This is a genomic window from Faecalibacterium sp. I4-3-84 (assembly GCF_023347255.1).
Taxonomy (GTDB): domain Bacteria; phylum Bacillota; class Clostridia; order Oscillospirales; family Ruminococcaceae; genus Faecalibacterium; species Faecalibacterium taiwanense.
Map to the genome: position 1 here is coordinate 735,254 of NZ_CP094466.1, position 23,113 is coordinate 758,366.

Annotated in this window: 22 protein-coding genes and 1 other RNA gene; 13 read left to right on the plus strand and 10 right to left on the minus strand. The window is 61.5% G+C overall.

Translation table 11 applies throughout. The features are described 5' to 3' along the window. Positions 1 to 27: 27 nt before the first annotated feature. Positions 28 to 771 (minus strand): peptidylprolyl isomerase, encoded by a 744-nt coding sequence (locus tag MTP41_RS03600; RefSeq protein ID WP_249236221.1) that lies wholly within the window; start codon positions 769 to 771, stop codon positions 28 to 30. Positions 772 to 1,010: 239 nt separating this feature from the next. On the opposite strand from MTP41_RS03600, the gene MTP41_RS03605 reads away from it, so the two are divergent. The 3 genes from MTP41_RS03605 (at position 1,011) to MTP41_RS03615 (ending at position 2,289) form a co-directional block, all read left to right on the plus strand. After that, positions 1,011 to 1,322: a DUF1292 domain-containing protein gene (locus MTP41_RS03605; RefSeq protein ID WP_044954017.1), complete on the plus strand. Its 312-nt coding sequence runs from the start codon at positions 1,011 to 1,013 to the stop codon at positions 1,320 to 1,322. A 22-nt stretch (positions 1,323 to 1,344) separates the two neighbouring features. After that, positions 1,345 to 1,549, plus strand: a non-coding RNA gene (gene ssrS, locus MTP41_RS03610) — 6S RNA. Between the two features lie 92 nt (positions 1,550 to 1,641). Beyond that, positions 1,642 to 2,289 (plus strand): AhpC/TSA family protein, encoded by a 648-nt coding sequence (locus tag MTP41_RS03615; protein WP_249236222.1) that lies wholly within the window; start codon positions 1,642 to 1,644, stop codon positions 2,287 to 2,289. A 60-nt stretch (positions 2,290 to 2,349) separates the two neighbouring features. Here the strand turns inward: MTP41_RS03615 and MTP41_RS03620 are convergent, their stop codons facing one another. Genes MTP41_RS03620 through MTP41_RS03635 form a run of 4 tightly spaced genes read right to left on the minus strand, consistent with a single transcriptional unit; the run spans position 2,350 to position 5,168 of the window. After that, complete coding sequence (locus MTP41_RS03620) at positions 2,350 to 2,559, minus strand: DUF378 domain-containing protein (protein WP_249236223.1); 210 nt, start codon at positions 2,557 to 2,559, stop codon at positions 2,350 to 2,352. Positions 2,560 to 2,618: 59 nt separating this feature from the next. After that, positions 2,619 to 3,494 carry a 4-(cytidine 5'-diphospho)-2-C-methyl-D-erythritol kinase gene (ispE, locus tag MTP41_RS03625; RefSeq protein WP_154259295.1) on the minus strand — a complete coding sequence of 292 codons (876 nt, stop codon included), beginning with the start codon at positions 3,492 to 3,494 and terminating at the stop codon, positions 2,619 to 2,621. A gap of 10 nt (positions 3,495 to 3,504) precedes the next feature. Continuing rightward, complete coding sequence (locus MTP41_RS03630) at positions 3,505 to 4,689, minus strand: pyridoxal phosphate-dependent aminotransferase (protein WP_154259293.1); 1,185 nt, start codon at positions 4,687 to 4,689, stop codon at positions 3,505 to 3,507. Beyond that, the gene (locus tag MTP41_RS03635) at positions 4,689 to 5,168 is read right to left on the minus strand and encodes an Lrp/AsnC family transcriptional regulator (protein WP_005935606.1); all 480 of its coding nucleotides are present in this window, start codon (positions 5,166 to 5,168) and stop codon (positions 4,689 to 4,691) included. Before MTP41_RS03635 ends, MTP41_RS03630 begins: the two co-directional genes overlap by 1 nt. Positions 5,169 to 5,400: 232 nt before the next feature. Here MTP41_RS03635 and MTP41_RS03640 point away from each other — a divergent pair, with 232 nt between their 5' ends. The 9 genes from MTP41_RS03640 (at position 5,401) to MTP41_RS03680 (ending at position 14,087) form a co-directional block, all read left to right on the plus strand. Beyond that, on the plus strand, positions 5,401 to 5,670 hold the full coding sequence (locus tag MTP41_RS03640; protein WP_005944416.1) for an ACT domain-containing protein: 270 nt from the start codon (positions 5,401 to 5,403) through the stop codon (positions 5,668 to 5,670). Between the two features lie 24 nt (positions 5,671 to 5,694). Next, complete coding sequence (locus MTP41_RS03645) at positions 5,695 to 7,056, plus strand: DUF711 family protein (RefSeq protein WP_044954086.1); 1,362 nt, start codon at positions 5,695 to 5,697, stop codon at positions 7,054 to 7,056. A 65-nt stretch (positions 7,057 to 7,121) separates the two neighbouring features. Beyond that, positions 7,122 to 7,751 carry a stage II sporulation protein R gene (locus tag MTP41_RS03650; protein ID WP_249236224.1) on the plus strand — a complete coding sequence of 210 codons (630 nt, stop codon included), beginning with the start codon at positions 7,122 to 7,124 and terminating at the stop codon, positions 7,749 to 7,751. 52 nt (positions 7,752 to 7,803) lie between these two features. Continuing rightward, the gene (locus MTP41_RS03655; protein ID WP_097776534.1) at positions 7,804 to 8,274 is read left to right on the plus strand and encodes a peptidoglycan-binding domain-containing protein; all 471 of its coding nucleotides are present in this window, start codon (positions 7,804 to 7,806) and stop codon (positions 8,272 to 8,274) included. Between the two features lie 311 nt (positions 8,275 to 8,585). Further along, the gene (locus tag MTP41_RS03660) at positions 8,586 to 9,728 is read left to right on the plus strand and encodes an exonuclease SbcCD subunit D (protein WP_249236225.1); all 1,143 of its coding nucleotides are present in this window, start codon (positions 8,586 to 8,588) and stop codon (positions 9,726 to 9,728) included. Then, on the plus strand, positions 9,725 to 12,529 hold the full coding sequence (locus MTP41_RS03665) for an AAA family ATPase (RefSeq protein WP_249236226.1): 2,805 nt from the start codon (positions 9,725 to 9,727) through the stop codon (positions 12,527 to 12,529). Before MTP41_RS03660 ends, MTP41_RS03665 begins: the two co-directional genes overlap by 4 nt. A 227-nt stretch (positions 12,530 to 12,756) precedes the next feature. Beyond that, entirely contained in the window at positions 12,757 to 13,185 is a 429-nt protein-coding gene (locus MTP41_RS03670; protein ID WP_249236227.1) for a hypothetical protein, read from the plus strand. Positions 13,186 to 13,281: 96 nt separating this feature from the next. After that, positions 13,282 to 13,503: a YdbC family protein gene (locus MTP41_RS03675; protein WP_044954026.1), complete on the plus strand. Its 222-nt coding sequence runs from the start codon at positions 13,282 to 13,284 to the stop codon at positions 13,501 to 13,503. Between the two features lie 2 nt (positions 13,504 to 13,505). Beyond that, on the plus strand, positions 13,506 to 14,087 hold the full coding sequence (locus MTP41_RS03680) for a hydrolase (protein ID WP_097776530.1): 582 nt from the start codon (positions 13,506 to 13,508) through the stop codon (positions 14,085 to 14,087). A gap of 66 nt (positions 14,088 to 14,153) precedes the next feature. On the opposite strand, the gene MTP41_RS03685 is transcribed toward MTP41_RS03680, so the two are convergent. The 5 genes from MTP41_RS03685 to MTP41_RS03705 form a co-directional block, all read right to left on the minus strand. Then, entirely contained in the window at positions 14,154 to 16,502 is a 2,349-nt protein-coding gene (locus MTP41_RS03685; RefSeq protein ID WP_249236228.1) for a diguanylate cyclase, read from the minus strand. Between the two features lie 148 nt (positions 16,503 to 16,650). Beyond that, the gene (locus MTP41_RS03690; RefSeq protein WP_120020608.1) at positions 16,651 to 17,172 is read right to left on the minus strand and encodes a hypothetical protein; all 522 of its coding nucleotides are present in this window, start codon (positions 17,170 to 17,172) and stop codon (positions 16,651 to 16,653) included. Between the two features lie 53 nt (positions 17,173 to 17,225). Further along, the gene (gene ftsZ, locus MTP41_RS03695) at positions 17,226 to 18,398 is read right to left on the minus strand and encodes a cell division protein FtsZ (RefSeq protein ID WP_097776527.1); all 1,173 of its coding nucleotides are present in this window, start codon (positions 18,396 to 18,398) and stop codon (positions 17,226 to 17,228) included. Positions 18,399 to 18,506: 108 nt separating this feature from the next. Then, positions 18,507 to 19,811, minus strand: coding sequence for a UDP-N-acetylglucosamine 1-carboxyvinyltransferase (locus MTP41_RS03700; protein ID WP_249236229.1), 1,305 nt, complete (start codon positions 19,809 to 19,811; stop codon positions 18,507 to 18,509). 153 nt (positions 19,812 to 19,964) lie between these two features. After that, positions 19,965 to 21,104 carry an FtsW/RodA/SpoVE family cell cycle protein gene (locus tag MTP41_RS03705; RefSeq protein WP_249236230.1) on the minus strand — a complete coding sequence of 380 codons (1,140 nt, stop codon included), beginning with the start codon at positions 21,102 to 21,104 and terminating at the stop codon, positions 19,965 to 19,967. A gap of 102 nt (positions 21,105 to 21,206) precedes the next feature. Between MTP41_RS03705 and MTP41_RS03710 the strand changes: the two genes are divergently transcribed. After that, on the plus strand, positions 21,207 to 23,096 hold the full coding sequence (locus MTP41_RS03710) for a peptidoglycan D,D-transpeptidase FtsI family protein (protein WP_249236231.1): 1,890 nt from the start codon (positions 21,207 to 21,209) through the stop codon (positions 23,094 to 23,096). Positions 23,097 to 23,113: the final 17 nt, after the last annotated feature.

A 23,113-nucleotide genomic window follows, 5' to 3' on the forward strand; every position in this document is an offset into this window, starting at 1 on the left:
AAAGGACACCTGACGGTGTCCTTTTTCTTATTCGTACTGCGTAATGCTCACGCTGTTGATGGTGATGTCCTCACGGGGCTTTTGGTTTTCGTCCACGGCGGTCTGGCCGATGGCATCCACCACGTCCATGCCCTCATACACCTGCCCCAGCACGGTATCGGTGTAGTCAAGATAAGGCGCGCCGCCGGCGGTCTGATAGGCCGAAACCACCTCCGCGCGGTAGCCCGCGCTGTTCATCTGGTCCACAAGCTCCTGCGTCACCGACTGGTCCCCCGGCAGCGTCTGCATCACGTAAAAAACGCTGGCGCACTCGCCGGAAGCATCGGTGCCCATACACAGCGCGCCAGAGTAGTGGTGCAGGCTGTCGGTGGTCTCAGCCGGGTAGCGGCTGCCGTTCCAGATGGTGCTGCCCCTGCCGTCGGCCCCCTGTCCGGCTTCCACCACAAAGCCGCTCTCCACGCGGGAGAAGGTCAGGCCGTTGTAGTAGCCTGCCTGCACAAGGCCCGCAAAGTTATCATAGGCCTGCGGGGCCTTGTCCGGGAAAAGCACCGCCTTGAACACGCCTGCCGAGGTATCGAACACCGCAATGGTGTCCCCCGCCGCAGGGTGGGCAAACTGCAGCTCTGCCGATCCCACTGCCGGGCGGTCGATCTTCTGGACTGTACTGCCGCCGCTGCCTTTGCCAAAGTGCAGAAAGCTCCCGGCACTGCAGCCCGTCAGCACCAGCGCCGCTGCCAGCACAAACGCCGCCCATCTTTTTTTATGCATCATTTCCACCCACGCTCCATACTCTATAGTAACCTGCACGGCACACCTTGCACAGAAGATTCAGAGGATAGTATATCATATTCTGCCGCAGAGTGCGAGAGCAAATGCGTGAAAATTTGCTGCACAATTTCTGTGCGAAAAAGCATCTTGACGAGCAGGCAAAAAAACGCTACACTATATGCAGGCCAAGCGGGCGGCATACAAACAGCCCGTTTTATGACACGATACAGGAGACAATATCTATGTCTGACGAAATCAAGAACCCTAACACCGAAGAAGATCAGCCCGACCTGATGACCCTGGAGGATGAGGACGGCAACGAGATCACATTTGAGGTGATCGATGCGCTGGACCACAAGGGCGTGCATTATCTGGCTGCTGTGGAATACGCCGAGACCGAAGAGGAAGCTGAGAATGCTCAGCTGGTCATTCTGAGCGTTGGCGAAGACGATGAAGGCGAGTATCTGGACGTCGTGGATGACGACGAACTGCTGCTGGAGCTGGGCAAGCTGTTTGAAGAGCGCCTGAGCGACGAGTACGACATCGAAGAATAATTCCAGACAAATTACCCGGCAAGACTTCCTGCCCGGCTCGATTTGTTGCGGTTTATATGATCCTACTAATCATTCAACGGGAGCCCGGAGTTCTCCGGCGGATTGCAGACCTCCCCGTCATGGGGCGACCATGAAGGCTCGATGAGGAAGCGCGAACCCGGAGACAGGGCACCCACCTGTCCGTAAGGGTAGGTTTGATTGACCGCAGACGACCGGGCGGGATCTTTTTATAGCAATCCATCCACCTCTGTCCTCTGCACTTTCTGCAGAGATGCAGTGTGTGGATTTTTTATTATCTTGAAAGGATGTGCATTGCGGCATGAAGTCAGAACATCTGGTGGGCACCTCCATCCCCTGCTTTACCTTTGATACCCCCACCACACCGGGCAATGATTTTTACAAGCTGTGCGAAGGGGAGCACCCTCTGGTCATGATCTTCCTGCCTGCCTTTGACCACCCTGTCACACGGGAATATCTGACCCGCTACCTGCAGACCCTGCCCAGACTGCGCGGCGTGCGGCTGGCCTGCGTGGTGCGTTCCTCGCCACGCATGGTGGCAAAGGCCATGCAGGGGGCCGAGTTTCCCTTCACCCTCATCTGCGACGCGCCGGGGGTGCTGTACGGCTACCTTGGCGTAGAACAGGCCCGCGGCATCCTGAGCTGGAGCTTTGCGGCCCAGCGCATCTACAAAGCGGCCAAAGAGCAGGGCTACCGCTACAACAGCAATGCTCCGCAGCAGCTGCCGCTGACGCTGGTGGTGGGCCACATGGGTAAGATTCTGTTTACCCACTCCGGCCGCAGCCAGACCGACCTGCCGGAGGACTGCGCCGCCATCCGGGAGATCACCCGCGAGGTGGTGCGCACCATGGCCGAGGACCAGCGGCGTGCACACCCCCACTGCTCCGACGAAACGCTCACCCTGCCGGATCTGGTAGGCTGGGATGATCTTGACGGAAGCAGTAATTGAGTCAACAAGCAAAAGCACCTGCAATTGGTTTTGCAAGTGCTTTTGTTTTTGCATGATTTTTCAGCTTTCAGAGGAACTATCGTCCGTAAAAAGCCCCGGGATGCCGCACAGGGCTGCGACGCCCACCAGCGTGAACACGATGCGCGACCAGATGGATGCGCTGCCGCCCAGCAGCCAGCCCACAAAATCGAATTGGAACAGCCCCACAAGGCCCCAGTTGATGCCGCCCACGATCATTAAGATCAGACAGATTTTATAAAAGGTCTGCACAAAAAAGACCTCCTTCCCTTGCGGGCAGTATGCCCCGTGGGAAGGAGGTCTATGCATTTTTATCGGCTCACCCGTGCGCCGCCGCGGTCAGGCTGCGCCACATACACCTGCTTCCAGCGCCGCTTTGCGGCCTGTGCAGCAGCCCGTGCGGCCCCTTCGTCCCGGAATACGCCGAACACCGCCGCACCGCTGCCGGTCATCAGGGCGGTGACAGCGCCATGCTCCCGCAGCAGGGCCTTGATAGCCCCGGTATCCTTTGCTCCGCTGCACTCTTCCAGCGCATTGCCGGCGGCGGCACAAAGGGCATCCAGATCTCCGGCACGGATAGCGGCTTCCTGCGCTCCGCAGTCCGGGTGGATGCTGCTGCCCACCCGGTCGTAGGCCGCAAAGGCCTCCGGGGTGGAAACGCCGTAGTCCGGCATCACCACCGTGAACCAGCACTCCGGCACCGGCGGCAGCGCCTTGAGAAAATCGCCCACACCCTGCACCCGGCAGGTGCCGCCCATCAGGGCAAAGGGCACATCCGCACCGATCTTTGCGCCCAGCGCGCACAGCTCACTCATGGAAAGGTGCGCACCGTACAGCTCGTTCATGCCCACCAGAACAGCGGCAGCATCGGCACTGCCGCCCGCCATGCCCGCCCGCACCGGGGTATTTTTATAGATGGTGATGTCCACGCCCGCCAGAAGGCCGGTGTAGTCAAAAAAGGCCAGCGCTGCCTTGATGGCAGTGTTTTTGTTATTGGGGGCCACCAGACTGCCCGGCAGACGCAGGTTCAGGTAGGGGCTGCGGCGCAGCACCACCCGCTCGTACAGGGTGATGGCCTGCATGGTCATGTCCAGATCATGGTAGCCGCCCGGCAGAAGGCCCACCACGTCCAGCGCCAGATTGAGCTTTGCGGGGGCCAGAATGGTCACGCAGTTCAGCCTTGCCATTTGTTCCTCCTCAGATGCCGTGATAGATGCTGTTTTCCTGCAGGAATTCCCGGATGCGCCGGAGCGCTTCCTTCAGATGCTCCACGCTGTAGGCGTAGGAAATGCGGGCGTAGCCTTCGCCGGAAGCGCCAAAGGCGTCGCCGGGGATGATGGCCACATGCTTCTGTTCCAGCAGCTTCGTGCAGAAATCCTGACTGCTCATGCCCGTGCTCTTGATGCAGGGGAAGGCGTAGAACGCACCGCGCGGCTCAAAGCAGGTCAGGCCCATATCGTTAAAGGACTTCACCACAAGGCGGCGGCGCATATTGTACTCGTCGCGCATGCGGTCGATCTCGCCGTCGCACTCCTTCAGAGCAGTGATGGCGGCGTACTGGCTGGTGGTGGGGGCACTCATGATAGCACTCTGGTGGATCTTGGTCATGATCCGGATGATGGGTGCCGGGCCGCAGGCATAGCCCAGACGCCAGCCGGTCATGGCATAGGTCTTGGAGAAGCCGTTCACCACGATGGTGCGCTCGGCCATGCCGGGCAGGGTGGCAATGGAAACATGAGGCCGCAGGCCATAGTTCAGCTCTGCATAAATTTCATCGGAGAGCACCATGATGTTGGTGCCGCGCAGCACCTCAGCAACCGCTTCCAGATCCTCGCGCTCCATCACCGCACCGGTGGGGTTGTTGGGGAACGGCATGATGAGCAGCTTTGTCTTGGGGGTGATGGCTGCTTTCAGCGCATCGGCACGCAGGCGGAACTCGTCCTCCTGACGGCAGGCCACATGCACCGGCACACCGCCGGACAGGGTGGTGATGGGCTCGTAGCACACAAAGCAGGGCTCCGGGATGATGACCTCGTCCCCGGGCTGCACCAGCGTGCGGATGCACATATCAATGGCTTCGCTGCCGCCCACCGTGATGAGCACCTCGTGCAGCGGGTCGTAGTGCAGGCCCATGCGGCGCTCCAGATACTTTGCCACCTCGGCGCGCAGCTCCTTCAGGCCTGCGTTGGAGGTGTAGCGGGTGCGGCCATGCTCCAGACTCTCAATGCCGGCTTCGCGCACAGCCCATGGCGTTTTAAAGTCCGGCTCGCCCACGCCCAGACTGATGCACTCGGGCATTTCGGCAGCCAGATCGAAAAATTTGCGGATGCCGGAGGGGCGCATGGCCTCAGCGGCAGGCGCGATCAGTTTATCGTAGTCCATCACAGCACCGTGCACTCTCTTTCATCGATTTCTTCGTCCTGATACAGGCGGCCCTCCTTTTTATAGGTGCGCAGCACAAAATGGGTGGCGGTGGACAGCACATCGTCCAGCGGAGAAAGGCGCTTTGCCACGAACAGGGCGATCTCCTGGAAGGTCTGGCCCTTGATCACCAGCTGCAGGTCGTAGCCGCCGCTCATCAGCAGCACGCTCTCCACCTCGTCAAAGGCGGCAATGGTGGCTGCGATCTCGTCAAAGCCGCGGCTCTTCTTGGGGCTGACGTTCAGCTCGATGACGGCCTCCACACGGTTGACCCCGGCCTTTTCCCAGTCCACAAGGGTCTTGTAGCCCTTGATGATTCCCTGCGCCCGGGCCAGATCGATCATGGCCGCCACCTCGGCGGGGGATTTATTCAGCATCGTGGCGATATCCTCAATGGGCAGCCGCGCATTGTCTTCCAGGATCTTCAAAAGCTGTTCCATAGTATCTTGCTCCTTCTCAGCCCGTAATCGGGAAATAAATTATCTATAAGTATAGCACAAGCTGTAAAAGATTGCACCCAATTTTTGGGATAGAATGTCTTTTTCCCCTCGTGTCTGTTCTTTTTTACAAAAAGTGTGTTCAAATTTTGCCAAATCTGCTATACTGGAAGAGTAAGAGTGTGCCGGAACGCTTGCGGCACCGTTCATCAAAAGGAAAACGAGGGTGGAAACGATGAAAGCATTCATTACCGTCATTGGTCACGATACCGTGGGCGTTGTTGCCAAGGTCGCTGGTCTGTGCACCGAACTGAACATCAATATCGAGGATGTGACCCAGAGCATCCTGCAGGGCATGTTCGCCATGATCATGCTGGTGGATATCAGCAACTGCAATGTGAGCCACGAAGAGCTGCACAAGCGCACCGACGCGCTGGCTGCCGAGATGGGCATGCAGATCAATGTTACCCGTCAGGAAGTTTTTGATGCCATGCACACCATCTGATGGAGGGAGTACACAGCTATGAGTATGTTTAATACCGGTGACATCCTCGAGACCATCGAGATGTTCACTCAGGACAATCTGGACGTGCGCACCGTCACCATGGGCATCAGCCTGCTGGACTGCATCGACCCAGACCCGAAGAAGGCGTGCGAGAACATCTATAACAAGATCACCACCAAGGCCGCAAACCTTGTGCCCACGGTGGAGCACATCAGTGCCGAGTACGGTATTCCCATCATCAACAAACGCATCAGTGTCACACCCATCGCCATGCTGCTGGGTGCCTGCCCGGATGCCGACCCTGTGGAGTTTGCAAAAACTCTGGATGCCGCCGGTAAAAAGGTGGGTGTAAACTTTGTGGGCGGCTACAGTGCTCTGGTGCACAAGGGCTTTTCTGCCGGTGACCGCCGCCTGATCGAGTCCATTCCCCGCGCACTGGCCGAGACCGACATCGTGTGCAGCTCGGTGAACATCGGTGCCACCAAGGCAGGACTGAATATGGATGCTGTCAAGCTCATGGGCGAGGCCGTCAAGAAGGCCAGTGAGCTGACGGCTGATCGTCAGTGCATCGGTGCCGCAAAGCTGGTGGTGTTCTGCAACGCACCGGAGGACAACCCCTTCATGGCCGGTGCATTCCACGGCCCCGGCGAGCCGGACTGTGAGATCCACGTGGGCGTTTCCGGCCCCGGCGCTGTGCGCGCTGCACTGGCCCGCCTGCCCAAGGATGCCCCCATCGACGAGGTGGCAGAGCTGGTCAAGCGCACCGCCTTCAAGATCACCCGCGTGGGCCAGCTGGTGGCCAATCTGGCTTCTCAGGCACTGGGTGTGCCCGCCGGCATCATTGATCTTTCGCTGGCACCTACCCCCGCCATCGGCGACAGTGTGGCCAACATTCTGGAAGAGATGGGCCTTGAGACCTGCGGCTGCTGCGGTACCACCGCCTGCCTCGCCCTGCTGAACGATGCCGTGAAAAAGGGCGGCGTGATGGCCTCCAACCATGTGGGCGGTCTGTCCGGTGCCTTCATCCCGGTCAGCGAGGATGCCGGCATGATCCACGCCGCCGAGACCGGATGCCTGACCATTGAAAAGCTGGAAGCCATGACCGCCGTCTGCTCGGTGGGCATCGATATGGTCATCATCCCTGGCGACACCACCCCGGCTGTCATCAGCGCCCTGATCGCTGACGAAGCTGCCATTGGCATGGTGAACAGCAAGACCACCGCCGTGCGCGTGATCCCTGCCATTGGCCGCAAGGCTGGCGAGGTGCTGGACTTTGGCGGTCTGCTGGGCTATGGCCCCATCATGGCCGTGAACCAGCACGACCCGTCCGTGTTCATCAACCGCGGCGGCCGCCTGCCTGCCCCCATGCAGTCGCTGAAGAACTAAGAGAATAAATCTACTCCAACAGGCCCATCCTCTGGATAACATTTCCAGAAGAAGGGTCTGTTTTTATGTTATCCAGAATGCTTACACGTTCTCAGATGGCTCTGCTCTGCCTTGGCCTGTTTCTCGCCCTTGCTCTGTGTGGCGCATGGCAGGCATTTGCATGGGGCCGCACCCAGCTGGACACCGGGGCGCTGGTGTGCGCCGACACCCTGCGCCTGCACATCCGGGCTGAGAGCGATTCCATTGCCAGCCAGAGCGCAAAGCTCCATGTGCGGGATGCCGTGCTTGCCTATCTGGACACCGCCTGCCCGGCACGGAGCAAACCGGAAGCGGTCGCCTGGGCGGCGCAGCATCTATTTGAGCTGCAGCTCACGGCCCGGCACGCACTGGCACGGCTGGGCATCCGCACACCGGTGCGGGTGCAGCTGGTAAATATGTACTTTGCCACCCGGCGCTATGGTTCCGGCACTCTGCCCGCCGGGCGGTACGACGCTTTGCGCATCGATCTCGGTGCCGGAAAAGGCCGCAACTGGTGGTGCGTGCTCTACCCGGGCCTGTGCCGCTCTGCCTGCGGCAGCTATGCCCGGCCTGCCGAAAACGACCTTGTGTGCGGAAACTACATCCTCCGGCTCCGGCTGGTGGAATGGGTGCAGCAGCGCACCGCCCGCCGGGAGGATGTGGTGCTTGTGGGGTAACGCCCGGCGCTTTCGCCGCATAGCATAGGGCGAAAGGAGTGTGTTATCCACTATGGCGATCCCTGCTTATTATTCCCTGCTCCAGCGCGGCTCCTCCGGGCCGGACGTAGCTCTTGTGCAGACCTGGCTCAACGGTGTGCGCGACGCCTGCACATGGTACAGCGAGCTGAAGGCCGATGGAAAATTCGGCATTTCCACCGAGAACGCCGTGAAGGAGTTCCAACTCAAAAACAAGATGAATGTGGACGGCAAGGTGGGCGCGAACACATGGAACGTGCTCTACACCCGCTACACGGCCAAGCACGGCCTGCATGTGCCCTACCCCGGCATTGCCCTGCGCAGCGGCTCTTCCGGCGGCACGGTGCGTCTGGTGCAGCAGAAGCTCAATTCGCTGGGTGAGCGGCTGAACGCCGACGGCAGGTTCGGCGCGGCAACGGCAGCGGCTGTGCAGCGGTTCCAGCGCCGCAACGGCCTTACCGCCGACGGCGTGGTCGGCGAAGGAACATGGGAGAAGATGTTCTAGTGTGAACAGCCTTGCCCTCTCAGTCTCGCTTTGCTCGACAGATTCCCCCTTTTGTCGCTTCGCGACATCTTCCCCCGGCGCGGGGGAAGTCTTTCCTCAAAGGGAGAGCCCTTGGCAAAACCAGAAACTTTGCGTGGACTGCCAAAGCCTCTCACTTTGGGAGAGGTGGCATTGCGCAAGCAATGACGGAGAGGGCGAGCCGCCTTACCTCGTCTGCAGGATTTTCCGTCCTGCAGACGCTTTTGTTTTCCTTGCCCCCACCCCCGCCCTGCTGTATAATAAAGAAAACTCTGAAAAGGCGGTGTTTCCGTTTGCGTTTTCTGCATCTTTCCGACCTGCATCTGGGCAAGCGGGTGTGCGAGTTCTCCATGCTGGACGACCAGCGGTACATTCTGGAACAGATCCTTTCCCTGCTGGATAAAACGCCCGTGGACGGTGTGCTGCTGGCGGGCGACCTCTACGATAAGCCCGTTCCCCCTGCCGAAGCCGTGCGCCTGCTAGACTGGTTTTTGACCCAGCTGGCCGAACGCAGGCTGCCAGTGTTCGCCATCAGCGGCAACCACGACTCCGCCGACCGCATTGCTTTCGGCTCTGCCCTGCTGCAAAGCAGCCGGGTGTACGTCAGCCCGGTGTTCTCCGGTGCGCCGGTGCCCATCCCCCTCACCGACGAGTACGGCACGCTGGACGTGTACCTTCTGCCCTTCCTCAAGCCCGCCATGGTGCGGCATGTCTGGCCGGACGAGCCTGTGGAGAGCTACAACGATGCCCTTGCCTGCGTGCTGCGCCACTGCCCGCCGGACCCGGCCCACCGCAGCGTGCTGGTGGCCCATCAGTTCGTGGCCGGTGCTGCCTGCTGCGAGAGCGAGGAAGTCTCGGTGGGCGGTGTGGACAGCGTGGATGCCAGCCTGTTCGATGCCTTTGACTACGTGGCGCTGGGCCACCTGCACAGCCCCCAGAAGGTGGGCCGCGATGCCGTGCGCTATTGCGGCACCCCGCTGAAATACTCCTTTTCGGAAGCAGACCAGCACAAGAGCGCCACCTTTGTGGAGTTCGGTCTCAAGGGCGAAGTTTCCATCACCACCGCGCCGCTTACCCCGAAGCACGACCTGCGGGAAGTGCGCGGCAGCTACATGGAGCTGACCGACCGCCGCAATTACGACGGCACTGCGGTGGACGACTACCTGCACATCACCCTGACCGATGAGCAGGACGTGCCGGACGCACTGGCCCGCCTGCGGGTGATCTACCCCAACCTGATGCGGCTGGACTACGATAACCTCCGCACCCGGGAAGATCAGGAGATCACCGCACCGGAGTGCGCCGAGAGCATCACCTCGCTGGAGCACTTCTCGGCGTTCTACCAGCTGCAGAACAATCAGCCGCTGACGGCGGAGCAGGCGGCATTCTGCCAGCAGCTCATTGAGGAGATCTGGAAGGAGGGCGAGGACGCATGAGACCGCTGAAGCTCACTCTTTCGGCCTTTGGCCCCTATGCCGCCGAGACCGTGCTGGAACTGGAAAAGCTGGGAAAAGGCGGCCTGTACCTTGTCACCGGCGATACCGGCGCAGGCAAGACCACCCTGTTCGATGCCATTACATACGCCCTGTACGATCATTCCAGCGGCGGCGTGCGCGAGGGTGCCATGCTGCGCTGCAAGTATGCCGGCCCTAAAACGCCCACCTTTGTGGAGCTGGAATTTGAGGTGAACGGCCAGCGCTATACCGTGCGCCGCAACCCGGAGTACCAGCGCCCCAAAAACCGCGGCGAGGGCATGACCACCGAGAAAGCGGATGCCACCCTCACCTATTCCGATGGCCGTCCGCCGGTGACCAAAGCCAAGGATGTGACTGCCGCCGTGCAGGAGATCATCGGGCTGGACTACAGCCAGTTCTGCCAGATCGCCATGATCGCGCAGGGTCAGTTCACAAAGCTGCTCAACGCTTCCACCGAGGAGCGCAGCCGCATTTTCCGCAAGCTGTTCCGCACCCAGCGCTATGCCCGGCTGCAGGAGCGCCTGCAGGCCGAAAGCGCCGCCCTCAGCCAGCAGCGCACCACCCAGAATGCAAAGCTTGACAGTCTGCTCTCCGGCATCCGGTTTTCTCCCGACGACCCGGATGCCGATGCCCTTGCCGCACTGAACGCCCAGACCGAGCCGGAGACGGCCCTTGCCCTGCTGGAAGGTCTGCTGGCCCGCCAGCAGGCCGCGCAGGAGACCGTTGCTGCTGCCCTCAAGGACACCGAAGCCAAGCTGGACGAAGTACAACGTCAGTTGGGTGCTGCCCAGCAGGCCCGACAGCTGGCCGCACAGCTGGCCGCAAAGCAGGCAGAGCTTACCGCTGCCCTGCCTGTGCTGGAAGCTGCCCGTGCCGAGAGCGCCCGCCACGCAAGCGATGCCGCTCAGCTGGATGTTCTTGCCGGACAGGTGACGCAGGCACAGACGGCCCTTGCCGCCTATGACGAGCTGGATACCCTGTGCCATCAGCAGCAGGCCGCGCGGGATGCTGCCCAGCTGGCCGCTGCCAAGGCCAAAGCGAAACGCACCCAGCTGGCCGCACTGGACACAGCGCTGGCCGCTGCTGAAAAGGAGCTGACCGCGCTGGAAGATGCTCCCACCCGGCTGCTGGCCTTGCAGAACCGGGAAAAGGAGCTGGCCCAGCGCCGCACCGCCCTTACTACCCTGAACCAGCGGCTTGCCGCCTGCCAGCAGCAGGCACAAAAGGCCCACCGTGCGCAGGATGCCTACCGCACTGCCGCCGAAGCCAAGGAGCAGGCCCATGCCCGGCGGGATGCGCTGGACAAAGCCTTTCTGGACGCACAGGCCGGACTGCTGGCGCAGGCGCTGGCCGAGGGTGCGCCCTGCCCCGTGTGCGGCAGCGTCCACCATCCGGCAAAGGCCCAACTGCCCCACACAGCCCCCACGCAGGCGCAGGTGGATGCCGCCAAGCAGGAAGCCGAAAAGGCCGATGCACTGGCCCAGACTGCCAGCACTGCCGCACAGAGCGCCCTTGCCGCAGCCGACGAAGCCCGCCGCTCCCTGCGCCGGGATGCTGAGAGCCTATTGCCCGAGCGCTTCACCTCCCCGGATGGGACGGTACAGCTGACCTTCAAGGGGATGAACGCTGTCCTGACGGAAGAAGCCTGTGCCCTGCACGCAGCACAGGCCGAGTGTGTCGCCGCGCTTCGGCAGGCCGAAGCAGACTGCGCCCGCCGCACCGCATTGGAGGCTGACCGTCAGGCAAAAAGCCGCCAGCGCCCGGCACTGGAACAGGCCGCCGCTGAAGCTGACAGCACCGCCGCCGCGCAGAATGCCAGCGCCGATGCACTGGAACAGCAGGCCGCTGCCGCTCGTGCAGCCCTGCCCTATCCGCAGCGAGCCGAGGCACAGGCCGCGCTGGATGCATTGGAAGCCAGCCGCACCGCCCTGCGCACCGGCATGGAGCAGGCTCAGCATTCCCTCAAACAGGCAGAGCAGACCTATGCCGCTGCCAAAGCCGCTGTGGATGCCCTGCAGACCCAGCAAGCCACTGCCGAAACCGTCGGGCCTGCCCAGCCGCTGGAATTTTTACAGGCAGAACAGGCCCGCCTTGCCGCCGCCCGCACTGCCCTGCGGGAGCAGGCCCAGCAGCTGGCCGCACAGCGGCTGCCCAACCGTGCAGCCGCTGAAAAATACCGCACCGCTGCCGAAGCGCGCACTCAGCTTGAACAGCGCTGGCAGTGGGTGAGTGCCCTTGCCGCCACGGCGGGCGGCACCTTGACCAGTAAACAGAAGATCAAATTGGAAGCCTACATCCAGATGAACTATCTGGACCGCATCCTGCGCCACGCCAACACCCGCCTGATGCAGATGACCGCCGGGCAGTACGAGCTGGAGCGCATTGGTGCCGAGAACCAGCGCAGCCAGTCCGGCTTGGACCTTGGCATCATCGACCACTACAACGGCACCCGCCGCAGCGTCAAAACTCTTTCCGGCGGCGAAAGCTTCAAGGCATCGCTGGCGCTGGCACTGGGCCTTTCGGACGAAGTACAGAGCGCGGCAGGCGGCATCCGTCTGGACACGCTCTTCCTCGACGAGGGCTTCGGCAGTCTGGATGACGAATCGCTGGAACAGGCCATGCGCGTACTTGCAGGGCTGACCGAGGGCGACCGGCTGGTGGGCATCATCTCCCACGTAGGTGCCCTGAAAGACCGCATCGACCGACAGGTGGTGGTGCGCAAAGCCCGCACCGGCGGCTCTACCGTAGAATTGATCGTGTAATGGCTGCTAACCTGGGCGGCGGGCCGGGAGTTTCTCTGAGGACCGTCCGCTGGGGTGGGACCCTGTTGCCCGCAGGGCAATAGGGCGGGCGATGGAATGGCCCGATTCGTGTCCGAAGAGAAAGCTACCGGTTCACCGCCCTGACAGCAGGACAGAGTGTCCGGTGCCAAGGCCCCTTTATAAGTTGCGTCCTTTCGGGGCATCCTATGGGCGGAGGTGATTTTCCAATGAGCTTGACGCCCTTTATCCGCCACGAGCTGGAACACCAGCCCGGCACTGCCGCCGCACCGGAAAACAGCTGCACCCGCTGCAGCCCGCCGCTAGGCAGGGAGCCGGATATCCTGTTGCCCGGCGACCCCGTTGCCCCCGGCACACAGGTGCCGCCGCACATTGAAACGCCGGGCCAGACCCCGCACCCGGACACAAACAGCGCCCCGCAGGGTGTGCCCATGACCAACGGTACCCCGGCCGCCTGTTACCAGAAGAACGCCCGGGAATTTCTGGCCGGGGATGTGCAGACCAGCGTGATGGCACACTATGCCCCCGGGCTGTTCAGCACAGACCAGCACACCCATTCCCGCCATCCGGCCCCGGACGAGGATGCTTCTCAGGTGCTGAGCCTTGTGGACTGGCGTGAGGATGCACCCTACGGCTAACAAAAATTTTTCAAATTATTTTTGCTCTACCTGTTGAAATCTGCGTCCGCTTCCCTTATTATGGTAGCAAACAAAGATAAAGGCAGGTTTTGCATCATGGCAGAGATCAAATATGAAGTTGTTCAGCGCATTGCAGTGCTCTCGGAGCGCCCCCGTGGCTGGGAGCGTCAGCTGAACCTCATCAGCTGGAACGACGGCGAACCCAAGTACGACATCCGCGACTGGTCCCCGGACGGCACCCGCATGGGCAAGGGCATTTCCCTGAGCCACGACGAAATGGCCATCCTCAAGGGCCTTTTGGACGATCTGGAGCTGTAAGCATGGGCGGCCGCGAAGAGTTTTTGCAGATCTGGCAGCAGCACATCACCCGCCCCGGCAGCGAAAAGCTGCTGGACTGGCTGGACCATAAGACCGATTTCTTTACGGCACCGGCCTCCACCCGGTTCCACGGTGCGTGTGAGGGCGGGCTTTGTATGCACAGCCTGAACGTCTACCATGCGCTGCACGACACCTTTTTTGCCGAGGGCGACAGCGAGGAGACCTTTGCCATCTGTGCACTGCTGCACGATCTGTGCAAGGCCAACTACTACAAGCCCGGCACCCGCAACGTGAAAAACGAAGCCACCGGCCAGTGGGAAAAGGTGCCCAGCTACAGCGTGGAGGATCTGTTCCCCTACGGCCACGGCGAAAAGAGCGTGTTCCTCATCGAGCGGTTCATGAAGCTGCACATCGAGGAGGCCGTTGCCATCCGCTGGCACATGGGCGGCTTTGACGATGCGGCCCGGGGCGGTTGCTTTGCCATCTCGGAAGCCTACGACAAGTATCCCCTTGCCGTCAAGCTGCACATCGCTGATCTGGAAGCCACCTATCTAATGGAGCACCGCACCAGCGCTGTGCGCTGAAAAAACAAAAAATACCCGGACAGGCACAGCAGTGCGATACTGCAGCCTGTCCGGGCTTTGTTTTGTTTAATTTTTGCGCTCGGCCTTATTCTGGTACATTTTTGCGTCCGCCTGACGGATGGCCTCGGTGAGCGGATGTACACCGCACACACCGCCAACACTGGCCGAAAGCTCCAGCTCCGGGTAGCCTTCCACTCTGGCACTGGCCGCAGCCTCCCGCACGCGCTGTATCACATGTTCCCCGGGCCGGATGTGCGGCACCAGCAGCAGGAATTCATCGCCGCCATAGCGCACCAGCACATCGGTCTGGCGCAGGTTGCTCAGGATGGACTGTGCCACGCTCTGCAGGGCCTTATCGCCCACCAGATGGCCGAACCGGTCATTGACCTCCTTGAAGTGATCCACGTCGATCATCACTACGCCTTCCACCTGTTCGCTCTCCGCAAGGAAGCACTCGAAGTACTGGCGGGAGTATGCCCCGGTCAGCGAATCCACAAAGGCGCTGCGGTCAAAGTTGGAGCCGCGGTCCAGCAGCATCCGGCGGCCGCCCATATCCAGCCAGCGTCCGTCCGAAAGCTTGGACACCATTTCCAGCACGCAGCCGCGTCCGCCCACTTCCACATACTTTGCCATGACAAAATAAGCCTGATCGTCCTTGAACTCGATCTTGTTCAGGGATTCCTTGCGGGCAAGGGCCTTACTGGAAATGCAGTTTTCGCACCGGCCCGATTTGTTCCACACCATGTGGCAGGTGCCGGGCATCTCGGTCAGCCGGCCATCCTTGCCCAGGCTCAGCACCTTGGTGCTTTCCGGGTCCACCAGACGCACGATGTCAAAAATGCCCTTCAGGCGTTCCAGCAGTGCTTCCGGCTGGTCGCTGTTCACATCGCCCAGCATCAGCTCCTGCAGGCGGGCATGGTCATCTGTGATCTGGCCCACCACGCTTACGCAGTGGCGCACACCGGCGCGGCTCCACATGGTGTGCATCACCAGCCGGTGCAGCCGGTATTCCTGATCCACCGCGATCAGCACCGAGAATGCGGCATCCGGCTCTTCCGGCGTTGCGTCTGCAATGGCATCCAGCAGCTTGCGGCGGTCCTTGCCGGAGAGAAATGTCAGGCCCATGCCCTTATCAAAGTCCAGCTTCTGGGTTCGGTTGACCGGGTCCTCGTAGCGGTTCACCACGGTCACGCTGCCGCTGAGTATATCGTAATCGAACTGAATACCGCCGCGCTGCTCGGCATAAAAAGCGGTGCGCTCCCGTTCCAGATCCAGCAGGCGCTGGGCACGATCCTCACGGGGCAGAGCTTCGCGGTGCAGGATCTCCTCCGAAAGGCGGCGGGTCTCGTGGCGGAAACCGCGGTCATACTCCGAGCGCTGCAGCTCTGTGCGCAGCAACTCCGAGGATTCTTTCAGGCATTCCATCAGCAGCGGATTGAAGCTGCCGCACTCGCCGTGCAGAATCATGTCAACGGCCTTTTCGTGGCTGTAGGCCTGCTTATAGCAGCGCTCGCTGGTCAGTGCGTCGTACACATCGGCCAGTGCCACCACCTGTGCTGCAATGGGGATCTCGTCGCCCTTGAGCCTGTCCGGGTAGCCGCCGCCGTCCCACCGCTCGTGATGCCAGCGACAGATAGCGTGTGCCACCTTTACCAGCGGTTCGTCCTGCCCGATGGCAAGCCCCTTCAGGATCCTGGCACCCTCGGTGGTGTGGGTCTTGATGGTGGCGTACTCTTCCTCGGTCAGGCGGCCGGGCTTGTTCAGGATCTCTTCCGGGATCATGATTTTGCCGATATCGTGCAGCGCCGATGCTGTGCTGATCAGCGAGATATCACTCTCATCCAGCTGGTAACGGTCAGTCTTCTGCACCAGCTGATGCAGGAGCAGGTCGGTCAGGGTGCGGATGTGCAGCACATGCTGGCCGCTCTCGCTGTTGCGGAACTCCACCACATGGCTCAGAATGCTGATCATCAGCACACCGTTGTGCTCTTTTTCGTATACCTGATCGGTCACAAGGCGGGTAAGGCGCTTCTGCTTTGCGTAAAGCATGAGCGCATTCTTCACCCGGCGCAGCACCATGACCCGCTCGAACGGGCGGCGGATGTAATCGGCCACGCCCATATCATAGGCGCGCTCGACGCTTCGGGTGTCCTCTGCCGCGCTGATCACAATGACCGGGATTTCCTCCTGCCATGCATAGCACTGCATCACCCGCAGCACATCAAAGCCGTCCATTTCCGGCATGATCAGGTCCAGTAGCACCAGCGCGATATCGGTGCGTCTGCGCAGAATTTCGATCGCGCGCAGGCCGTTCTCGGCTTCCAGATATTCGTAGCCCTCACCCAGAATCTCCTTGAGCATAGCGCGGTTGATCTCCGAGTCATCCACGATCAGTATTTTCTGTTTTGGTTCCATCTCAACCGCTCCTCGCTCCTGTACTTCCGGCCGCAGGGTCTTCCGTTTCCTACCGGACCACAAAAAAGCTGCTGCAACAGCTTTGCGCTTTGCAGCAGCTTTTCATTTCACTCATATCTGCTTTTTTTGCAGATCATCCAGCTTTCTGTCATGCGCCCATCATATCGTCGAACCAGTTCATCAGCTCCACCGAGAGGTGCTCCAATCTGGTCTGGGGCTTCCAGTCCGGCTGAGCAGGCTGCGGAGTCTCCGGCCCGGGCTGTGGAGGCTGTTCGGCCTCCGGCTCCGGCCGCGGACTCTGCGCTGCCGATGGTTCCGGCTGTGGGGACGTATGTGCCGCAACCGGCACAGGCCGCACAGCTTCGGCATGGCGGGCCAGCTCCTGACGCAGCTGCTCTGCATGAGCGCCCGCGCACTCAGCCTCCTGCCGCGCCTGCTCACAGGCCGCTTCCAGCTGGGCATTTTCCTGCCGCAGCGCGGCCATCTGCCGTTCACAGGCAAACAGACGGGTCTGATAGCGCAAAATTTCCGCACTGGCCGCTGCCAGCTTTCGGTTCATCTGCTCCAGCTGGGCACACACCGCCTTGGGCGGCTCTGCCGGAGCCTTTGCCGCGGCAGACTGGGCACAGCGCTGCCGCGAACCATTGTTCTGCTGCCTGCCCTGCGCCATGGTGTCCCTCCGATCCATCCGATACGCCTGATCTGCTTATGACGGCCAGCTTTTTATCTGCGCTTGTTCAGCATGGCCATCAGCTGGTCGTAATAGCCATTATCGCTGTTGTCCTCTTCCACGGGCTTTGCAGCAGTGGGTGCCGGTGCAGCGCCGCCTGCGGCAGAAGCTGCCGGGCTTGCAGTCTCGCTGCTGAACACAGCAGACGGAGTGGACTGTGCGCCGCCCATTGCATTGCTGATGCTGCTGCGCAGGTCGCTTGCGCTCTTGTTGTCAAAACCGGTAGCAACCACAGTCACACGCATCTCGTCCGAGAGGTTCTCGTCGAATGCAGTACCCCAGATGATGTTTGCATCGGGATGTGCGCTCTGGGTAATGAGACCTGCTGCGGTCTCCACATCCTCCAGGCCGATGTCCGGGCTGGAAGTGATATTGATGATCACGCCGTGTGCACCGGCAATGCTGGTCTCCAGCAGCGGAGAAGAAATAGCAGCCTTTGCGGCGTTCTCGGCCTTGCCTGCGCCCTTGGCACTGCCCACGCCCATGTGTGCGTAGCCGGCATCCTTCATGATGGAGCGCACGTCGGCAAAGTCCAGGTTGATGAAGGCGGGCACATTGATCAGAGCGGAAATGGACTCAACGCCCTGACGCAGCACGTTATCGGCTGCCTGGAAGGCATTCATCAGGGTGATCTTTTCCTGACTGATCATCTTCAGGCGCTCATTGGGAATGACGATCAGACTGTCCACATGCATGAGCAGGTTTGCAATGCCCTGCTCTGCCAGGCCCATCTTGCGCTTGCCCTCAAAGGAGAAGGGCTTGGTGACGATGCCAACGGTCAGAATGCCCAGATCATGGGCGACCTCGGCCACAACGGGTGCTGCACCGGTGCCGGTGCCGCCGCCCATGCCGGCAGTGATAAACACCATCTGGGAACCCTTGAGCGCATTTGCGATCTCGTCCTTGCTCTCTTCAGCGGCGCGCTGGCCGATCTCGGGGTCTGCACCGGCACCGCGGCCCTTGGTCAGCTTGGAACCCAGCTGCACCTTGGTGGCAGCGTGGTTCTTGGCCAGAGCCTGCTGATCGGTGTTCATTGCGATAAATTCGACGCCCTGCAGGCCGTCGCTGACCATGCGGTTGACAGCGTTGCCGCCGCCGCCGCCCACGCCGATCACCTTGATCGTCGTAACGTTTTCGTCCATTTCTTCATCGAGCATGAGTGCCATAACTTTGTCCTCCATCGGATTTTATCGTAAAACTGCGCATAGCGCACAGAAATTATCTGCTTACACTTATATAACTGTATCGTATCATCTTTTTGCCCTGAATGCAAGTCAATTTTGCTTTTTTGAAGGTGTTTTTTTCTCGCTGGCGCTTTCCCGCGGCATTTCCCGCTCAATTTGGGCACCAAGTTCCGCCAGCATCTGTGCAAAACCGGCATATCCGCGGTCGATATAACCGGTTTCGGTAATGCGGCTCCGTCCCCTTGCCGCCAGCGCGGCCACCACCAGTGCCGCGCCTCCGCGCAGGTCCGCAGCCCGTGCACACGCGCCCTGCAGCTGCCGCACCGGTCGGATGTCCAGTGTGCGTCCCTGCACCTGCACAGCGGCCCCAAAAGCCGCAAAACCCTCTGCACAGCCGAATCTCCGCTCAAACACCACGTCCTCGATGCTGCTGGCGCTGTCAGCGGCAAGCATGGCAGCGGCAAGCAGCGGCGCTGCGTCCGTTGCCAGTGCCGGGTATACCCCGGTGAACACTCTGCCCGCGCCGTGCAGCGCGCCCAGCCGGATAATGACCGCACTTTCCGGCCCTGTTTCTACCCTGCAGCCCATTTGTGCCAGAATTTCCAGCAGCGGTGCATAGGTCTCCGGCCTGCAGCCGGTCAGTTCCACCCGGCCTCCTGCCGCCGCGCAGGCACAGGCAAGGGTGGATGCCACGATGCGGTCGGCCATGGGCGCAAAGCTGCAGCTATACAGCATTCGTCTGCCCTGCACCCGGATGGTGCTGGTGCCCGCGCCCTGCACACAGCCGCCGCACCGGTTCAGGAATGCTGCCAGATCGCTGATCTCCGGTTCTCGCGCGGCCCCGCGCAGGACCGTCTCGCCCTGCGCCGCAGCTGCTGCCAGGAGCAGTGTCTCGGTAGCACCCACGCTGGGAAACCCAAGTGTGATGTCCGCACCGTGCAGCCCGGCAGGCGCTGTCAGGATCAGCCTTGCCCCCTCCTCCCGGCAGTGCACGCCCATCTGCGCAAGGCCGGAAAGGTGCAGGTCCACCGGCCTTGCACCAATGCGGCACCCGCCGGGCAGCACCGTTTCCACCCGGCCAAGCCGCGCCAGAAGCGGTGCGCAGAACAAAATGGATGCCCGCATCCGCGCGGCGGCTTCCGGCGCAAGGCGGCAGGTGGAAGGCACGCCCTGCACCGTGATGTCGCTGCCCTGCCAGCGGGCCGTGCAGCCCGCACCCTGCAAAAGCTCCATGCTGGTGTCCACATCCGCAAGATGCGGCACCTGCAGAAAACGCACCGTGCCATTGCACAAAAGGGCCGCTGCCAGCAGCGGCAGCACGCTGTTTTTGGCTGCCGGGATGTGCACTGTGCCGTTCAGCGGCATGCCGCCTGTGATGATAAGATCTCCGCCCATGCAAAAAGCCCCCGTTCCGCAAAAGATACCTCATGCTATGCGGCGCGAAGGCTTTTTGTTTATTTTGTCTGCAGTTGTGTCATTTGTTTGTCCGGTTATTTGTAGCTGAACCGGCAGAGGATGCTGTCGTTTTATGGCAGGGAACGCCCGGTTTTATATCTCCCCGCGGGACACCGACAGCACGATGCCCATTTCGCCCAGCAGCATCATCAGACTGGTGCCGCCGGAGGAAAAAAACGGCAGGCTGATGCCGGTATTGGGGATGGTGTTGGTGACTACCGCCATATTCAGCACTGCCTGCAGGGCCACCTGCACCACAAAGCCCACTACCAGCAGCGCACCGAACCGATCCGGTGCATGCGCCGCCAGCGTGATGCCCCGCCACAGCAGCAGCGCAAACAGCAGGATCACCGCGCAGGCTCCCACAAAGCCAAGCTCCTCGCACAGGATGGAAAAGATGAAGTCGTTCTGCGGTTCGGGCACGAACAGGTGCTTCTGGCGGCTGCTGCCAAGGCCAAGGCCCGCCGCACCCCCGGAGCCGATGGCATACAGGCTCTGGATGGTCTGGTGGCCGTCGCCCAGCGGGTCGGCAAAGGGATCCAGCCATGAGCTGAGACGGCTGGCCGCGTAGGGCACAAGGTCCGGCATAATGATGATGGCAGCTCCAATGGCCGCTGCACCGCCCGCCCCGGCCAGCACGAACCACTTGAGGCCGGTGCCGCCCACGAACATGAGCACCGCACCGATGCCCAAAATGAGCACGGTGCCGGAGAGGTGCGGTTCCAGCAGCATGAGCACGGCCACCGCTCCCAGCACCAGTGCAAAGGGCAGCACCCCCACCGCAAAGCTGCCCATGCGGTCGTGGTTGAGCGCAATGATATGCGCAAACACCAGCACCACCGCAAATTTGGCGATCTCGCTGGGCTGCAGTGTGCCCAGGCCCGGCAGCACCAGCCAGCGCTTACAGCCGTTGTACTCCGGCATGAACAGCACCGCCGTGAGCAACACCATTGAAAGCGCCAGCAGCGGCCATGCCAGCTTGTGGTAAATATGGTAGTCCACCCGGCTTGCCACCCACATGGCCCCGATGCCCAGCGCAGCATACAGCAGCTGCGGCCGCAGGTAGGCAAAGGCATCGCCCCGCCGGTACAGCGCCACTGCACTGCTGGCACTACCCAGCATTACAAGGCCAAAGCCCACCAGCGTGAGCACCAGCATCAGAAACGGCAGGTCCATGGCCGGCAGATGCCGCAGCGGCAGACCGCGCTTTGCATGGGCAGCAGCTTTGTGCATCCGTATCACCTCCGTTCCTTTATTGTACGCGGCGGCGGTACCGGTTAGTCATATCCCCGGCACACCGGCGCATACACTTGCCCAGAGAAGGAGGTGCCTGCCATGCCAAAACCGGAGCCGCGCCCCTTGCGCACCCTGCCGGAACGGGCATTCCGTGCCCGGGCACGGCTGGTGGCCGCGTTGATGTGCTGCGTCTGCTTTGCGGGGCTTGCCGCGCGGCTGGCGTATCTGCAGCTGTTTTCAGGCGGCTGGTATACGAGCCGTGCCCTCGGCCAGCAATTGCGCGATACTGTGGTGCCTGCCGACCGGGGCCGTATCTACAGCGCCGACGGTGTACTACTTGCCGCCAACAGCAGCTGCTGGACATTGCGGGCCTCCCCGCGCGAGATGCCGGAGGAAAAGCTCAGCCTTGCCGCGCAGGGCCTTGCGGAAATATTGGAGCTGGACGAAACGAAGCTGCTGGAAAAATTCAGTGACCGCACCTCCAACGACTGCCTTTTGCGCTACCGCGTGGAGCGCGACACCGCCGACCGCGTGCGGGATTTTTGTGAAGAGAACGGCATCACCGGCATCCGCATCAATCAGGACTCCAAGCGCTGGTACCCGGAGGGGGAATTTCTGGCCAGCGTGCTGGGCTTTACCAATGTAGACAACGCCGGTGTGAGCGGGCTGGAGCTGAAATATAACGATGTGCTCACCGGGCAGAATGGCGTGGTGCTCACCGCCGTCAACGCTTGGGGTTACACACTGGAGCAGAGCTACGAGACCGAAAAAGTGCCCTTGGAAGGCAGCGGCCTGCGGCTGACTGTCGATGCCAACATCCAGCATTACCTTGAAAACGCGCTGGATTATGCGGTCAAGGAGCATCATGTGGCGGCGCGCGCCGTGGGCATCGTGATGGACGTGAACACCGGGGCCGTGCTGGCCATGTCCACCACGCCCGCCTACGACCCGAACCAGCCGCGCGTGATCTACGATGCAGCCGCCCGCAAGGCCGTGGATGCCCTTACCGGCAGCGAGCGCGCTGCCGCCCTGCAGCTGGCCCAGCAGACCCAGTGGCGCAACAAGGCCGTCAGCGACCTGTACGAGCCGGGCAGCGTGTTCAAGCTCATCACCTGCGCCGCCGCGCTGGATGCCGGGGCTGTGAGCAAAAACTCCACCTTTTACTGCGGCGAGTCCATCTCGGTGGCGGGCACACGGTTCCACTGCGCCAACCACAAGCGCCACGGCAGCCAGACCGTGACCCAGGCGCTGGAAAATTCCTGCAACCAGAGCTTTATCCAGATCGGCGCGCGGCTGGGCAAGGAAGCCTTCTGCGATTACTTTGCCGCTTTCGGCCTGCGGGAGCCAACCGGGGTCGATCTGCCCGCCGAACCCAAAAAGAGTCTGTACTACACCGCCGACCGCATGGGGCCGGTGGAGCTGGCCTCCTGCGCCTTCGGCCAGAGCAGCAAGATCTCCTATATGGAAATGGCCGCAGCCGTGTGCGCTGTGGTGAACGGCGGCAGGCTGATGCAGCCTTATCTTGTCAGCGATATCCTGAACCCGGACGGCAGCATTCTGCAGCACACAGAGCCGGTGTGCAGGCGGCAGGTGATCAAACCGGAAACTTCTGAAACCATGCGTGAGATGATGGAAGCCGTGGTGCTCTACGGCGGTGGGCGCAATGCCCGCATCCAAGGCTACCGGGTGGGCGGCAAGAGCGGCACCAGCCAGAAGCTGGACAGCGCCGACGAAAAAGCCCGTATTGCCAGCTTTGTGGCCGTGGCTCCCATCGACGACCCGCAGTTTTTGTGTCTGGTGTGCTTGGACGAACCCCACAGCTGGACGACTGCCGGCGGCAGCCTTTCAGCCCCGGTGTGCGCCGAGGTTCTGGAACAGACGCTGGTGTACAAGGGCGTGCCCCGCGCCGTGGAACCGGAAACCGATCCCGATCCTGCCCAGACCGCTGCCGACCTGCCCGCCGACGGTGACAGCTTTGACGGGGCGTAAGCAAAAAACGGCCCCGG

Excerpts from the sequence above, each read along its gene's own strand:
- MTP41_RS03600 (WP_249236221.1), bottom strand. The coding sequence starts at position 771 with ATGATGCATAAAAAAAGATGGGCGGCGTTTGTGCTGGCAGCGGCGCTG.
- MTP41_RS03605 (WP_044954017.1), top strand. The coding sequence starts at position 1,011 with ATGTCTGACGAAATCAAGAACCCTAACACCGAAGAAGATCAGCCCGAC.
- MTP41_RS03615 (WP_249236222.1), top strand. The coding sequence starts at position 1,642 with ATGAAGTCAGAACATCTGGTGGGCACCTCCATCCCCTGCTTTACCTTT.
- ispE (WP_154259295.1), bottom strand. The coding sequence starts at position 3,494 with ATGGCAAGGCTGAACTGCGTGACCATTCTGGCCCCCGCAAAGCTCAAT.
- MTP41_RS03630 (WP_154259293.1), bottom strand. The coding sequence starts at position 4,689 with ATGGACTACGATAAACTGATCGCGCCTGCCGCTGAGGCCATGCGCCCC.
- MTP41_RS03635 (WP_005935606.1), bottom strand. The coding sequence starts at position 5,168 with ATGGAACAGCTTTTGAAGATCCTGGAAGACAATGCGCGGCTGCCCATT.
- MTP41_RS03640 (WP_005944416.1), top strand. The coding sequence starts at position 5,401 with ATGAAAGCATTCATTACCGTCATTGGTCACGATACCGTGGGCGTTGTT.
- MTP41_RS03645 (WP_044954086.1), top strand. The coding sequence starts at position 5,695 with ATGTTTAATACCGGTGACATCCTCGAGACCATCGAGATGTTCACTCAG.
- MTP41_RS03650 (WP_249236224.1), top strand. The coding sequence starts at position 7,122 with ATGTTATCCAGAATGCTTACACGTTCTCAGATGGCTCTGCTCTGCCTT.
- MTP41_RS03655 (WP_097776534.1), top strand. The coding sequence starts at position 7,804 with ATGGCGATCCCTGCTTATTATTCCCTGCTCCAGCGCGGCTCCTCCGGG.
- MTP41_RS03665 (WP_249236226.1), top strand. The coding sequence starts at position 9,725 with ATGAGACCGCTGAAGCTCACTCTTTCGGCCTTTGGCCCCTATGCCGCC.
- MTP41_RS03670 (WP_249236227.1), top strand. The coding sequence starts at position 12,757 with ATGAGCTTGACGCCCTTTATCCGCCACGAGCTGGAACACCAGCCCGGC.
- MTP41_RS03675 (WP_044954026.1), top strand. The coding sequence starts at position 13,282 with ATGGCAGAGATCAAATATGAAGTTGTTCAGCGCATTGCAGTGCTCTCG.
- MTP41_RS03680 (WP_097776530.1), top strand. The coding sequence starts at position 13,506 with ATGGGCGGCCGCGAAGAGTTTTTGCAGATCTGGCAGCAGCACATCACC.
- MTP41_RS03685 (WP_249236228.1), bottom strand. The coding sequence starts at position 16,502 with ATGGAACCAAAACAGAAAATACTGATCGTGGATGACTCGGAGATCAAC.
- MTP41_RS03690 (WP_120020608.1), bottom strand. The coding sequence starts at position 17,172 with ATGGCGCAGGGCAGGCAGCAGAACAATGGTTCGCGGCAGCGCTGTGCC.
- ftsZ (WP_097776527.1), bottom strand. The coding sequence starts at position 18,398 with ATGGCACTCATGCTCGATGAAGAAATGGACGAAAACGTTACGACGATC.
- MTP41_RS03700 (WP_249236229.1), bottom strand. The coding sequence starts at position 19,811 with ATGGGCGGAGATCTTATCATCACAGGCGGCATGCCGCTGAACGGCACA.
- MTP41_RS03705 (WP_249236230.1), bottom strand. The coding sequence starts at position 21,104 with ATGCACAAAGCTGCTGCCCATGCAAAGCGCGGTCTGCCGCTGCGGCAT.
- MTP41_RS03710 (WP_249236231.1), top strand. The coding sequence starts at position 21,207 with ATGCCAAAACCGGAGCCGCGCCCCTTGCGCACCCTGCCGGAACGGGCA.